Origin of the sequence: Streptomyces sp. NPDC014882, from assembly GCF_043081325.1 — a bacterium.
GTDB lineage: Bacteria > Actinomycetota > Actinomycetes > Streptomycetales > Streptomycetaceae > Streptomyces.
Map to the genome: position 1 here is coordinate 447,439 of NZ_JBIBWL010000005.1, position 12,984 is coordinate 460,422.

Below are 12,984 nucleotides of genomic sequence, written 5' to 3' on the forward strand. Positions count from 1 at the left end.
CCGGTCCCGGACCGGTCCCGGAGCGGTACCGGGCCGGTACCGGATCGGTCAGGAATGAGGTCCTCCGCCCCGGGGAATCAGAGATCGACATAGCGTGTTGCTCAAGACGGCAAGGGAAAGATCCTCCCCAAGCAGTAGGGTCATTCCTTTGCCTACCTATTACTCTTGAGCCAAGGCCGCGCTGTGTGGCCATGGAGGAGTGAAATGAGGAGCAGAAACCCGGTCTTCTCGCGACGGGGGTTCAGCCGCGACAACGGCTACGCGGGCTTCAACGCCGCGCCGCAGGCCGGGGGTCCCGCTGTCGGCACGCAGCAGGGCAACCCGTACGCGCAGGGCGGCCCCGCCGCCCAGCCGGCCGGCAACCCCTACGCGCAGAACCCCTACGCCCAGCAGGACGTCCAGTACGGCGCACCGCAGGCCCCGGTCACCACCGGCGGCGTCATGACCATGGACGACGTCGTCGCGCGCACCGCGACCACGCTCGGCGCCGTGGTCGTCACCGCGGTCCTGTCCTGGCTGCTGCTGCCCGTCGACGAGGCCAACCTCGGCAAGTCCTACGCCATCGGCGTCGGAGCCGGTCTGGTCGCGATGGTGCTGGCGCTCGTCCAGTCCTTCAAGCGCCGCCCGTCGCCCGCGCTGATCCTGTCGTACGCCGCCCTCGAGGGCGTCTTCCTCGGCGTGATCTCCAGCGCGGTGTCCACGTACATCGCGGACGGCGTCGTCGCCCAGGCCGTGCTCGGCACGATGGCGGTCTTCGCCGGCGTGCTCGTGGCCTACAAGGCGGGCTGGATCCGCGTCAACCGCCGCTTCTACGGCTTCGTGATGGCGGCCGCGCTCGGCTTCGTCCTGCTGATGGCGGTGAACCTGCTGTTCAGCGTCTTCGGCGGCGGTGACGGCCTCGGCTTCCGCAGCGGCACCCTCGGCATCGTCTTCGGTGTCATCGGCATCATCCTCGGTGCCTGCTTCCTCGCCCTGGACTTCAAGCAGGTCGAGGACGGCATCACCTACGGCGCCCCGCGCGAGGAGGCCTGGTTCGCCGCCTTCGGCCTCACGCTGACCCTGGTGTGGATCTACATGGAGTTCCTGCGACTCCTGTCGATCCTCAACAGCAGCGACTGACGCGAGCCGCTCCGGCAGCGACGCGCCGACGTCACGAAGGGCCCCGGGTCACCCCGGGGCCCTTCGCCGTGGGCGGCGCGTGCCGTGCCGTGCGGGCGCGCTACCGGAACTTGCGCGCGGCCCTCCTCAGGTCGTACTCGTGGACGATCGCCTTCGCGTGGCCGTACGCGAGGTCGTACTCGTGGCGGAGCCAGCTCACCTTCTCCTCGAAACGGAAGAGGGCGGGGCCGTCCTCCACGGTGCGGAGCCAGTCGGAGACTTCGCGACCGGTGCAGTGGGGGATGCGGGCGAGCATATTGCGGTGGGTCTCCTCGGAGAGGACATGGGACATCGGCGCCTCCGGACGCAAAGGGGATGTGAGCCGGTCCTTCAGGCCACCGTGCCCGAGCGTTCGCCCGTTGGCAACAGCCCCGGTACGGCGCGTACGCTCGCGGCGTGGTGGATACGAAGCGTCTGACGCAGGCCGTGGATCACTTCGCCGACCGGTTGCGGGCGGCGCCCCAGAGCCGGCTCCAGCGGGGCGGCGCGGCCGAAGCGCTGGGGCTGGCCAGGGAGTTCGCCCGGCGGGCCCAGCTCGCGGAGGCGCCGGGGGCGCAGCCCCGGGAGATGCCCGACGCCGGGATGTTCGCCGTGGCCGACCAGATCACCGTCGCCGTGCACGACCTGGCCCTCGTCCTCGCGGACGAGGGCCAGGTCGACGAGGCCGTGCGCCTGGTGGAGGAGGCGCAGAAGCGGGCGGGGGTCTGAGGGGGAGCGGATCCGGCTGCCGGGGGTGCCTTCGCCGGGCGCCTCAGAGGCTGGCTATGACCCGGTCCGCCAGGATGTAGACGCTCTCCGCGCCGCAGGCGAAGGTCAGGGCGTACGCGCCCGAGATGCCCGAGCCGCCCAGCAGGTACGGCCGCTCGCCGGCCGTCAGGGCCCGCGCGAGGCGGTCCGCGGTCTCCCGGTGGCCCGGGGTCATGCACAAGGTGGTGCCGTCGGCGAAGACGTAGACGTCGAGGGTGCCGAGCGGACCCGGCCGCACGTCGGTCAGCTCGACGCGGGCGGCGGCGAGTTCCTCCAGCGCGGTCACCGTGCGCTCGTGGTCGTCGGCGACGGGCGACTGGACCGGCACGAAGTCAGGGTGGGAGGGGTGACGGCGGCGGGCCGCGGCCAGCTCGGGGGAGTCGCCGGCGAACTCGTCGGCGTCCGCGGGCGGCTCGGTCACCGGCTCCAGCGGCTCCAGGCCCACGAAGTCGGCCTGCCGGGGCAGGAACAGCTCGCTGTCGGGCAGACCCAGCAGGGAGGGCGCGTCGGAGGCGTCACGGGTCTCCTGGGCGGCCCAGAAGGCGCGCGCCTCGGCCAACTCCCGTTCCCGCTCCTCGGCGAGGGCGTCGGCCACCGCCGCGCGTATCTCCTCCGCGTCGGCCGTGGTGCGGGCGGCCGGCACGAAGCCGCGCGTCCCGGCGGCGGCGCTCTCGGCGGTCTCCGCGAGCTGCGTGTGCAGAGCCGCGACCTGACGGCGCAGCTGCAGCAGGGTGCGCAGGACGGCGACGCCCACGGCGCCCGTGGCGGCCGTGGTGACCAGCAAGGCGATCGGCATGGCGCTCACTGACGTACTCCCGGTTCAAAGTCGACCCCCGACTTCCTACATCAGCTTGAAGGGCGGACTATCCAGCTGTCAGTGCGTAACGTCACGAAACGGGCAGGAAATTGGTCTCGGCCCCAGCTGGTGAAACCGCTCTGAGCTGCGTAAATCCCTCCGGGGAGGGAGATAGGTCACATCCTGGGGGAGATTGGATCACAAAACGGCCCGGAATCCAGGTGTTTTCCGGATTCCGGGCCATCGGCTCACGACGGGTGCTCCGGCGACTACCGAGAGGTGCCCGACGGGCCGCCGTGCGACCCGTCGGGGCCGCCGTGCGTCCCGTCGGGGCCGCCGCGGGACTCAGCTGAGGCGCTCGACGACCATCGCCATGCCCTGGCCGCCGCCGACGCACATCGTCTCCAGGCCGAACTGCTTGTCGTGGAACTGGAGGGAATTGATGAGCGTGCCGGTGATGCGGGCGCCGGTCATGCCGAAGGGGTGGCCCACGGCGATCGCGCCGCCGTTGACGTTCAGCTTCTCCAGCGGGATGCCGAGGTCGCGGTAGGAGGGGATCACCTGGGCGGCGAACGCCTCGTTGATCTCGACCAGGTCGATGTCGTCGATGGTGAGGCCGGCCCGGCGCAGGGCCTGCTTGCTCGCCTCCACGGGACCGAGGCCCATGATCTCGGGGGAGAGGCCGGAGACGCCGGTGGACACGATCCGGGCGAGCGGGGTCAGGCCCAGGTCGCGGGCCTTGGTGTCGCTCATGATGACGAGCGCGGCGGCGCCGTCGTTCAGGGGGCAGCAGTTGGCGGCCGTGACCATGCCGTCGGGGCGGAAGACCGGCTTCAGGCCCCCCACGCCCTCCAGCGTGACGCCGGCGCGCGGGCCGTCGTCCTTGCTGACCACCGTGCCGTCGGGGGTGGTGACGGGGGTGATCTCCCGCTCCCAGAAGCCGTTCTTGAGGGCTTCCTCGGCGAGGTTCTGCGAGCGCACGCCGAACTCGTCCATGTCCTGGCGGGTGACGCCCTTGAGGCGGGCCAGGTTCTCGGCGGTCTGGCCCATCGCGATGTAGGCGTCCGGGACCAGGCCGTCCTCGCGCGGGTCGTGCCAGGTGGTGCCCTCCTGCTCGGCGACGGCCGCGGTGCGGGCCTCCGCCTCCGCGAAGAACGGGTTGTGCGTGTCGGGCAGGCTGTCGGAGTTGCCCTTCACGAACCGGGAGACCGTCTCGACGCCGGCCGAGATGAACACGTCGCCCTCGCCGGCCTTGATGGCGTGCAGGGCCATGCGGCTGGTCTGGAGGGACGAGGAGCAGTAGCGGGTGACCGTGCAGCCGGGCAGGTGGTCCATGCCCATCTGCACGGCGACGACGCGGCCGAGGTTGTTGCCCTGCTCGCCGCCGGGGAGGCCGCAGCCGAGCATCAGGTCGTCGATGTCCCTCGGGTCCAGCTCGGGGACCTTGGCGAGGGCGGCCTGGATGATGGTGGCGGTCAGGTCGTCCGGGCGCAGGTCCTTCAGGGAGCCCTTGAAAGCACGGCCGATGGGGGAGCGGGCGGTCGAGACGATGACGGCTTCGGGCATCACGGCTCCAGAGAGGAAGGGGGCGGCGCGCGGCACCTCGTCGAGGGGCGGCGGGCGGGCGTACGGGGTGGTTCTCCCGGACGGGACGTGACTGGAAGTTACCCGTACGTATGGGCCAGGTCACGGGTGCGGCGGTGTGACCCTGGCCGCAGTTTTCTAAGCGCTTGCTTTTTCCGGTGCCCTCTTCTGTCGTTTCTGCACCTTCTGCCTCTTGCGGCCCTTTCGGGTTCCTGGTCCCTCCGCGCCCCGGTCCCTCCGTGCCCTGGTCCCTCCGCGCCCCGGTCACGGCGACACCCCGGACGCCTCCGGCTCCGGGACCCGGCGGCGGCGCCGCCGCTTGAGCAGGGCCCACGGGCCCCTCGGGCCCGTCGGCATGGCCGCCGCGACCTCGGTGCCCGCCTCCGCGGCCGCCTCCGCCGCCGCCCGGGCCACCGGGAGGAAGCCTTCGCGGCGGGAGGCGTCGGGACGCTCCTCGTCCGCGGGCCACAGGCCCAGTGCCGCGCAGACCGTGGGCAGGATCGCCATCGCCGCCGTGGCGTAACCCTCCGCCGAGGGGTGGTAGTGGTCGGGGCCGAACAGCTCGCCCGGGTTCGCCGCGAACTCGGGGCCCAGCAGGTCGCCCAGCGACACCGTGCGGCCGCCCTGCTCGACGACGCCGATCGTCTGGGCGGCCGCGAGCTGGCGGGAGGCCCGTCTGGCGAGCCACCGCAGGGGCTGCCCGACCGGCTCGATGGTGCCCAGGTCGGGGCAGGTGCCGACGATCACCTCGGCGCCGGCCGTGCGCAGCCGCCGTACCGCCGCCGCGAGGTGGCGCACCGAGCGGGTCGGGGGCATGCGCGCGGTGACGTCGTTCGCGCCGATCATGATGACGCAGACGTCGGGCACCGGACCGGAGTCGCCCACGACGAGCGCCACCTGGCGGTCGAGGTCGTCGGAGCGGGCGCCGGGCAGCGCCACGTTCCGCAGTTCCACCGGCCGCTCGGCGACCGCCGCGAGCCCCGAGGCCAGCAGCGCCCCCGGTGTCTGCCCGGCCCGGTGCACGCCCTGCCCCGCCGCCGTGGAGTCGCCCAGCAGCGTCAGGTACAGCGGCTCCACGCCGGGGCCGGGGGAGTCGTAGGCGCGGCCGTAGCGGCCGTCCGCCCGGGGGACGTTCGGGTGTGTGCCGTTGCCGACCTGCCGCCGGGCCAGCCGCATCTCGGCCAGCACCAGTCCGACGGCCGCCGCGCCGGCCAGCCCGATCCCGCCGCCGCCGTAGGCCGCTCCGGCCGCGATGCGCCGGGCCACTCTTGCCCTGGACGTGCTCGTCATGCCTCGCCGCCACCTCCTCGTGTCCGTACATCCACTCCTTGCCCCGTACGGACCGTCGGCCAATCTCCACGGGGAGTGAACGTCGCGGGCGGGGTCGTAGGCTGGCGTGACCACTACGACCACTGTTTTGCAAGCAACCGGAGACAACGGTGCAATTCCACGACTCGATGATCAGCCTCGTCGGCAACACCCCGCTGGTGAAGCTCAACAGCGTGACCAAGGGCATCCGGGCGACCGTCCTGGCCAAGGTGGAGTACTTCAACCCGGGCGGTTCCGTGAAGGACCGCATCGCCCTGCGCATGATCGAGGCGGCGGAGGAGAGCGGCGCGCTCGAGCCCGGCGGCACGATCGTCGAGCCGACCAGCGGGAACACCGGTGTCGGCCTGGCCATCGTGGCGCAGCAGAAGGGGTACAAGTGCATCTTCGTGTGCCCCGACAAGGTGAGCACCGACAAGATCAACGTGCTGCGGGCGTACGGCGCCGAGGTCGTCGTCTGCCCGACCGCCGTGGACCCCGAGCACCCGGACTCCTACTACAACGTCTCCGACCGGCTGGTCCGCGAGACGCCCGGCGCGTGGAAGCCCGACCAGTACTCCAACCCCAACAACCCCCTCTCCCACTACCACTCGACCGGCCCCGAGCTGTGGGAGCAGACGGAGGGGCGGATCACCCACTTCGTCGCGGGCGTCGGCACGGGCGGCACCATCTCCGGGACCGGCCGCTACCTCAAGGACGCCAGCGACGGCCGCGTCCAGGTCGTCGGCGCCGACCCCGAGGGGTCCGTGTACTCGGGCGGCTCCGGGCGGCCGTACCTCGTCGAGGGCGTCGGTGAGGACTTCTGGCCGACCGCCTACGACCGGACCGTCGCCGACGAGATCGTCGCCGTGTCCGACAAGGACTCCTTCCAGATGACCCGGCGCCTCGCGAAGGAGGAGGGGCTGCTCGTCGGCGGCTCCTGCGGCATGGCCGTCGTGGCCGCCCTGCGGGTCGCCGAGCGGCTCGGGCCGGACGACGTCGTCGTCGTGCTGCTGCCCGACAGCGGCCGCGGCTACCTCAGCAAGATCTTCAACGACGAGTGGATGGCCGACTACGGCTTCCTGGAGGACGAGGGACCCAGCGCCCGCGTCGCCGACGTCCTCGACGACAAGCAGCACGGCGCCATGCCCTCCCTCGTCCACATGCACCCGGAGGAGACCGTCGGCCAGGCCATCGAGGTGCTGCGCGAGTACGGCGTCTCGCAGATGCCGGTCGTCAAGCCGGGCGCCGGTCACCCCGACGTGATGGCCGCCGAGGTGGTCGGCTCCGTCGTCGAGCGCGAGCTGCTGGACGCCCTCTTCAGCAAGCGGGCCTCGCTGGAGGACCCGCTGGAGAAGCACATGTCCGCCCCGCTGCCGCAGGTCGGCTCCGGTGAGCCGGTCGGCGACCTGATGTCCGTCCTGGGCACCGCGGACGCGGCGATCGTGCTCGTCGAGGGCAAGCCGACCGGTGTCGTCAGCCGGCAGGACCTGCTGACCTTCCTCGCCCGGGGCGGGAAGTAGTTTCCGGCGCGCGGGGGCGGAACACCGGGGAGACCTGCGGTGAACCGCCCCCGGCGCCGTCGGACTTCCGTTTCCCCACCGAAAAGGCGGACTTCGGAGCGGACTTCGCGGAAGTGGTACGCGGGCGTCACGTCCGCGCAGCACACGCTTAACACGCGTCCGGCATATTCATGGGTGTCGGCAGGGGTGGTGGGGGTACCTCCCAGGCGTTGAGCACTGGGGGAGGCTCCCCGCCCCACCGGCGACAGAACGGCGTCACGGACCTCCGGAGCGGCTCCCGGACCTCCACCGACGCCACGGACGCGTACGCCTGGCCTGACCCGGCCCGCGTCCCTCGCGGGGACCGCCGTCGTCCCGCCCCCCGTAAGGGGGTGCGGCGGTCCCCGCGCATACCCCTTCCCGGCGCCCCGCGCGCCGTGCGCCGTGAGGCGGCTCGCCGCCCTCGGATCTCCGCCGTCCCGCGGCCCCGGCCGCCCCGCGGTCCTCACTGCCCTGCGGTCCTCACTGCCCCGCCGGTCCTCACCGTCCCGCGGCCCCCGCCGTCCCGGGCGCCGTCGGACGTCAGCCCTCCCAGTCGCCGTCCTGCGAGGACCCGCGCCGCCGGCCGAACAGGCCCGGGTTGGTCCGGGCCGCCTGGACGACGTTGACGCCGACGATGCCGATCCAGGACACCATCAGGCCCGGCAGGCCGGCCGCGCCCGCGCCGATCCCGGAGAGCGGGATCGCCAGCACCAGCGAGACGATCCCGAAGCCGAAGCGCTCGCCCCAGGAATCGGTCGCCCCGGACGGGCGGCCGCCCCGCGCCGACACCATCTGCTGCTCCGCGAACTGCCGGCGCACCCGGCGCTCGACCGCGCCGTCGATGCGCTGGTCGACCTTCTCCAGGAACGAGTCCACCAGCGCGGACTCGTACTCCTCGCCCAGCTCCCTGCGGGCCTGCAGGGCGGCGTCGAGTTCCTTCTTCAGCTCGGTGTCCCGCGCGTCCATGGTGGTCTCCCGTCCTGTCATGGGATCCACGGTAGGCAGCGGGCCCGGCGCGGGCACTGGGGCTAACCCCCGTGTCGGTACGGGGGTCCGCCGACGGACACCGGCCCGCCCCGCCCGCCTTGCCCGGCTGTATGACGTCATGCAGAGTTACTGACCGGTGAATAGCTCGGCCGGCGGACGGCCGGAGGGGGAACGAGGCATGGGCGCGGACAGGGACACGGGAACGGACGGGAAGACGGGGAGGGACAGGGACACGGGAACGGACGGGAAGACGGGGAGGGACGGGGACGCGGGAACGGACGGGGGGACGTCCGGCGTGGATGCGGCGGGGAGTGCCGGCTCCGGGGTCGCCGACAGTCCCGCCAACCGGCTCCAGGCCCTCTTCGAGGGGCACCGGCTGACGCCCACCCAGCGGCGCATCGCGCACAGCATGGTGCGCCGCGCCGCCGACGTGCCGTTCCTGTCCAGTGTCGAACTGGCCGAACTGGCCGGGGTCAGCCAGCCCTCCGTCACCCGCTTCGCGGTCGCCCTCGGCTTCGACGGCTACCCGGCCCTGCGCCGGCACCTGCGGGAGGTCGCGCCCGCCGAACAGCCGCCGGACTCGGCGTCGTACAACGCGTACCAGCAGGCCGTCGAGGCCGAGATCGAGAACCTCCGGCACCTCGCCGAGGTGCTCGCCGACCCGCGGCCGGTGCGGAAGGCGGGACGGCTGCTCGCGGCCTCCCGGCCGCTGCCGGTGCTCGGACTGCGGGCCGCCGCCGCCCAGGCCTACGGCTTCGCCTACTTCGCCGCCAAGGTCCACCCCGACGTCCGGCTGCTGCACGAGGGCGGCACGATGATCCACGACCGTGTCGACGCGGCCGTGCGCGCGGGCGCCTCCGCGCTGCTGTGCTTCGCGCTGCCCCGTCATCCGCGCGAGGTCGTCGACACCCTCGCCTACGCCAGGGAGGCCGGGCTGACCGTGGTGACGGTCGCCGACTCGGCGTTCGCGCCGGTCGCCAAGGTCTCCGACCTGCTGCTGCCGGCCGCCGTCGGCACCGGCCTCGCCTTCGACACCGCGTGCGCCCCGATGCTGCTCGGACGCGTGCTGCTGGAAGCCATGTGCGACGACCTGCCGGACGCCCAGGCCCGGCTGGAGGAGTTCGACGCCAGGGCGGCGGCGCGGGGCCTGTTCGTGGAATGAGCCCGACGGCCCGCCCCGTCTCGCCCCGCCCCCTCTTGCCCTGCCCCGTCTCGCTTCGCCCCGTTTCGCTTCGCCTTGTCCCGCCGCGGGACTTCCCGCGCCTCCTCGAGTTCTCGCGCGCTTCTCATGGACGTCTCACGTTCGCTCGCTAATCTGCCCCATCGGAACGGGATGTGAGTCGTCCGGGCGATGAGGAGGCGGAACATGGCACGTGGAGGTCAGGGACTGGCTCGGGTGGCCGTCGTCGTACGGGCCGGGGCCGCGCCCCTGTGGTGGTGCGGAGTGCTCGCGGCCGGTGTCGGCGTACTGCCGCCCGGGATCACGGGACGGCGGATCGGGGTGCTGGCGGGGGCCGCGCTGTTCCTCGTGGCGGCGGCCGTGGTGCTGTCGGCCCGGCGCGGGCGGTACACCGCGCTCGCCCGCGCCGCCGTCCGGGCGGGCAAGCACGACGTGCTCCAGGACCGTGCGGTGACCGTGCGCGCCTGGCGCCGCGGTCACCGCTGGTGGCTGCTGCTCGCCCTCGTCGCCGCACTGGGCAGCGCGTTCGCCGTGCCGGCCGCGGGCGGCCTGCTGCTCGCCGGGTGCGGCACGGGGCTGCGGCTCAAGGCCGCCTGGCTCGGGAGGCTGGAACGGTCCGAGGACGCGCTGCTGTGGGTGCGCGTCGACCGGCTCGCCGCGGACGGCGGCCGGCCGGCCGGCGAGGCGGTCCGCTCCTACCGCAGCACGGGCATCGCGGCGGGCGACGCGGCTCCCGGTGGAGCGCGCCGCCGCACCGCGGCACTCGTGTAGCGCGTACGGCACATGCGTCACGTGCAGCGCGTGCGGCACGTACGGCCCGGGTGGCACGGGCGGGTTCCTGCGGCGCGGGCTGTACGTGCGGCGAGGGGGCGTGCGGCACGGCCGGCACGGGTCCCGCGGGATCCGCGGCCGGTGGGGTCCGGCGGCGTCCGGTGGGACCCGGTGGGACCCGGTGGGTCAGACCTCCAGGTCCTCCTCGATCCGCTTCAACTGGTGGCGGGCCATCGCCAGGTTGGCCCGCTTGCCGTCCAGGACCAGGTAGAGGAAGAGACCGTTGCCGCCGCGCCCGCTGATCAGGCGGATCAGGTGGTACTGGTCGGACAGCGTGATCAGGATGTCCTCGATCTGGGCCTTCAGCCCCAGGTGCTCCATCGTGCGCATCTTGGCGCGCACCACGTCGGTGTTGCCCGCCGCGGCGACGTTCAGGTCGAAGGTCTTGCTGCCGCCCAGCGTGCCCAGGGCCATGCCGCTGGTGTAGTCGACGAGCGCCACGCCGGTGGCGCCCTCGATGGTGGCGAGACATTCCTTGAGCGTGGTTTCGGTGTTGGCCATGACTGGTCCTCGGTTCCCTTCAACTTTCGGTGGTGGTGCGGGGCTCGGTGGTCGTGGGGCGGGGGGTGCGCGCGCTCCTGGTCCGGGCGGAGGCCGGAGTGGGCGGGACGGCCGGGGCGGGCGGGACGGCCGGGGCGGGGGCGCGAGCCCGCTCGGCGGCGTCGACGAGTTCGCCGACGCGGGCGCCGGACCGGCGGCTCTCCAGATGCAGCCGGCCGACGTTGACGCGGTCCTGCGCGAGCACCGTCAGCACGGCGTTCTCCCCGGCCGCGTACGTCCCCACGTAGCCGTACACGCCGCGCACGAGCAGTTCGCGGAAGTCGCCCTGGCCGGTGGTGTCCGCCAGCCGCACGGCGACGGCCAGGGCGGTCGCCGTGAGCGCGGCCACCCCCTCCGCCTCCACGCCGGGCGTGTCGTGGGCGAGGACGAGGCCGTCCGCACCGGCCACGAGCGCCCCGGTCAGCTGGGGCACCCGCGCCCGCAGCCGCCGCAGCTCGGCGAGCATCTCGGGTGCCGACGCCATCAGCTCGCTCCTCTCGGCACGGGGTCGCTGCCGTTCAAAGGGCCTCCAGCGCATCCCTGAGCCTCTTCAGCAAGGTGATGTCGGGGTCGTCGACACGGGGCAGGGAGAGGGCCGGCGCCGGCTGCGGGACGGGGGGCGGGAACCGGGCGGTCACCAGCCCCGCCGCCGCCAGCCGCCGGACGTCCACGAGCGTGGGGAACGCCCGCCGGCCCAGCTCCCTGGCGATGTCCGACGCCGTGCGCACGCCGTCCACCAGCGCCAGCACCGCGCGCTGCCGGGCGGAGGGCAGCGGGCCGACGGCCGGTTCGGCCCGCAGCAGCGGCGCGCTGTCCGGCAGCGGATCGGGCCACAGCCGGTGCAGCAGCTCGCGGCGGCGCAGCGTCTCCCGCTCCACCGCGTCGACCGGCACCGGCCGCAGCGCGCCGAACCAGTGACCGGCTCCGTACCGGAAGCGGCCCGGGGAACTGCTCGGCGCGAGCGCGAAGTACGCGGCGTCGTACAGCGCCCCCAGGTGGCACAGCTCCAGCGCGCTCCGCCCGATCCGGTCGGCGTCGAGCAGCAGCCGGGCGGCGCCGTGCTCCTCGCCGGCCCGCTCCACCGCCTCCCACCAGACGCGGGGCTCCAGCGTGCCGTGGGTCAGGAGGAGCACGTCGAGGCCCGGGGCGAAGGGGCTCTCGGCGTGCACCACCCGGCCCTCGGCCAGGTAGATCGCCCCGCGTTCGCGCTCCAGGACGCCGGTGGCCCGCTCGGCGGCCAGGCGGGTCAGCATCGGCGACACCGCGCCGCCCGCGTGCGGCGGGCCGGCCGTCCTGTCCCGCACCGGCAGCCGGGGCGGCGGGGTGGTCCCCATGACGATCACCCCAGCACCAGCCGTCCGGCCATCTCGCTCAGCCGGATCCGGGCCAGCGCGAGATTGCCGTCCGACCGGGCCAGCCACACGTGCAGGAACACGCTGCTGTCGAAGGACGTGGGCACGAACCGCAGTACGTGGTAGCTGTCCCGGTTGCTGATGATCAGGTCCTCGACCGGGGGGTCGGCGTGCTCCTCGCCGTCCTCGGGCGTGAACGCCCGCTGCTCCGCCGTGAGCCGCGCGACCTCCGCGGCCTCGGCGGCCGCGGCCTCGTGGTCGCCGCCCGGGAACTCCCCGACCGTGCCGAGGGCCAGACCGCTGGTCCAGTCGACCAGCGAGGCTCCCCGGGCTCCGGGCAGCCGCATGGCCTCCAGTAGACACTCGTCGATTCCGGGCACCGTTGGCTCCCCTCCTGCCTGCGGTTCGGCTGAGTGAGGAAGAAGCTACGCAACGTGTGCGACATGAGTGAGTCTTCTGGCATTTTCCAGCGGAACATGCTCGGCGATGACTAGGGTGGGTCGACTGTCCTCGTTTTCCGGGTCCTCCGGGTCCCTGAGTCCTCAGGCTCCTCCGGGTCCTCCGGGTCCTCCGGGTCCTCCGGGTCCTCCGGGTCCTCCGAACGGTTCAACACCGCGCCGTCGGGCGCGCGTCAAGGGCGCGCGGGCGGAGGGCGGGTGTCGCGACTGCTGGTGTGCGCGTTCCGGCCGCCGCCGACCGCCGACCGCCGACCGCCGACCGCTGGTCCCCGGTCTCCGATCGCGGCTTCGCCGCCGTGCCGGTGCCCACGGGCGGCGCGCCCGGGGCCTTCGCCGGAGCCGTCCCTCCACTCCGAGGCCCCGCGTTCTTTCGGTGCCCGCTTCAGGTCCTCTGTCTCGATCACCCGCGCTCCGGCCCCCGGCCCCGGCCCCTGTCCTGCCTCGTTCGCCGCCCCCGCCGCGCGCCCTCGTGTATTGACTAGTCTTATTCATCAAGCCAGGA

At 73.3% G+C, this 12,984-nt stretch carries 14 protein-coding genes; 5 read left to right on the forward strand and 9 right to left on the reverse strand.

Translation table 11 applies throughout. The features are described from left to right. Positions 1–204 precede the first annotated feature (204 nt). Positions 205–1,119: a Bax inhibitor-1/YccA family protein gene (locus ACF09K_RS15670; protein WP_392243822.1), complete on the forward strand. Its 915-nt coding sequence runs from the start codon at positions 205–207 to the stop codon at positions 1,117–1,119. 100 nt (positions 1,120–1,219) lie between these two features. Here the strand turns inward: ACF09K_RS15670 and ACF09K_RS15675 are convergent, their stop codons facing one another. Then, on the reverse strand, positions 1,220–1,450 hold the full coding sequence (locus tag ACF09K_RS15675) for a DUF4287 domain-containing protein (RefSeq protein WP_392243824.1): 231 nt from the start codon (positions 1,448–1,450) through the stop codon (positions 1,220–1,222). 104 nt (positions 1,451–1,554) lie between these two features. Between ACF09K_RS15675 and ACF09K_RS15680 the strand changes: the two genes are divergently transcribed. Further along, on the forward strand, positions 1,555–1,866 hold the full coding sequence (locus ACF09K_RS15680) for a hypothetical protein (RefSeq protein WP_392243826.1): 312 nt from the start codon (positions 1,555–1,557) through the stop codon (positions 1,864–1,866). Between the two features lie 43 nt (positions 1,867–1,909). Here the strand turns inward: ACF09K_RS15680 and ACF09K_RS15685 are convergent, their stop codons facing one another. The 3 genes from ACF09K_RS15685 to ACF09K_RS15695 form a co-directional block, all read right to left on the reverse strand. Next, on the reverse strand, positions 1,910–2,710 hold the full coding sequence (locus ACF09K_RS15685; RefSeq protein WP_392243828.1) for a hypothetical protein: 801 nt from the start codon (positions 2,708–2,710) through the stop codon (positions 1,910–1,912). A 336-nt stretch (positions 2,711–3,046) separates the two neighbouring features. Further along, on the reverse strand, positions 3,047–4,267 hold the full coding sequence (locus ACF09K_RS15690; RefSeq protein WP_392243830.1) for an acetyl-CoA C-acetyltransferase: 1,221 nt from the start codon (positions 4,265–4,267) through the stop codon (positions 3,047–3,049). Positions 4,268–4,549: 282 nt separating this feature from the next. Further along, positions 4,550–5,575 carry an SGNH/GDSL hydrolase family protein gene (locus tag ACF09K_RS15695; RefSeq protein ID WP_392243831.1) on the reverse strand — a complete coding sequence of 342 codons (1,026 nt, stop codon included), beginning with the start codon at positions 5,573–5,575 and terminating at the stop codon, positions 4,550–4,552. A gap of 149 nt (positions 5,576–5,724) precedes the next feature. Here ACF09K_RS15695 and ACF09K_RS15700 point away from each other — a divergent pair, with 149 nt between their 5' ends. Continuing rightward, a complete protein-coding gene (locus ACF09K_RS15700) occupies positions 5,725–7,113 on the forward strand; it encodes a cystathionine beta-synthase (RefSeq protein WP_392243833.1) in 1,389 nt (462 codons plus the stop codon). A 561-nt stretch (positions 7,114–7,674) separates the two neighbouring features. On the opposite strand, the gene ACF09K_RS15705 is transcribed toward ACF09K_RS15700, so the two are convergent. After that, the gene (locus ACF09K_RS15705) at positions 7,675–8,100 is read right to left on the reverse strand and encodes a hypothetical protein (RefSeq protein ID WP_392243950.1); all 426 of its coding nucleotides are present in this window, start codon (positions 8,098–8,100) and stop codon (positions 7,675–7,677) included. 199 nt (positions 8,101–8,299) lie between these two features. Between ACF09K_RS15705 and ACF09K_RS15710 the strand changes: the two genes are divergently transcribed. Both ACF09K_RS15710 and ACF09K_RS15715 read left to right on the forward strand, forming a co-directional pair. Further along, complete coding sequence (locus ACF09K_RS15710; RefSeq protein WP_392243835.1) at positions 8,300–9,283, forward strand: MurR/RpiR family transcriptional regulator; 984 nt, start codon at positions 8,300–8,302, stop codon at positions 9,281–9,283. A 204-nt stretch (positions 9,284–9,487) separates the two neighbouring features. Next, complete coding sequence (locus tag ACF09K_RS15715) at positions 9,488–10,072, forward strand: hypothetical protein (protein WP_392243837.1); 585 nt, start codon at positions 9,488–9,490, stop codon at positions 10,070–10,072. Between the two features lie 186 nt (positions 10,073–10,258). Here ACF09K_RS15715 and ACF09K_RS15720 read toward each other — a convergent pair whose 3' ends face one another. From ACF09K_RS15720 to ACF09K_RS15735, 4 genes are read right to left on the reverse strand one after another with little or no spacing between them, the layout of a single operon-like run. Continuing rightward, positions 10,259–10,633 carry a hypothetical protein gene (locus ACF09K_RS15720; protein WP_392243839.1) on the reverse strand — a complete coding sequence of 125 codons (375 nt, stop codon included), beginning with the start codon at positions 10,631–10,633 and terminating at the stop codon, positions 10,259–10,261. A gap of 19 nt (positions 10,634–10,652) precedes the next feature. Beyond that, positions 10,653–11,156, reverse strand: coding sequence for a roadblock/LC7 domain-containing protein (locus ACF09K_RS15725; protein ID WP_392243841.1), 504 nt, complete (start codon positions 11,154–11,156; stop codon positions 10,653–10,655). 34 nt (positions 11,157–11,190) lie between these two features. Continuing rightward, positions 11,191–12,006, reverse strand: coding sequence for a transcriptional regulator (locus ACF09K_RS15730; RefSeq protein WP_392243843.1), 816 nt, complete (start codon positions 12,004–12,006; stop codon positions 11,191–11,193). Between the two features lie 5 nt (positions 12,007–12,011). Then, the gene (locus ACF09K_RS15735; protein WP_392243845.1) at positions 12,012–12,404 is read right to left on the reverse strand and encodes a hypothetical protein; all 393 of its coding nucleotides are present in this window, start codon (positions 12,402–12,404) and stop codon (positions 12,012–12,014) included. Positions 12,405–12,984: the final 580 nt, after the last annotated feature.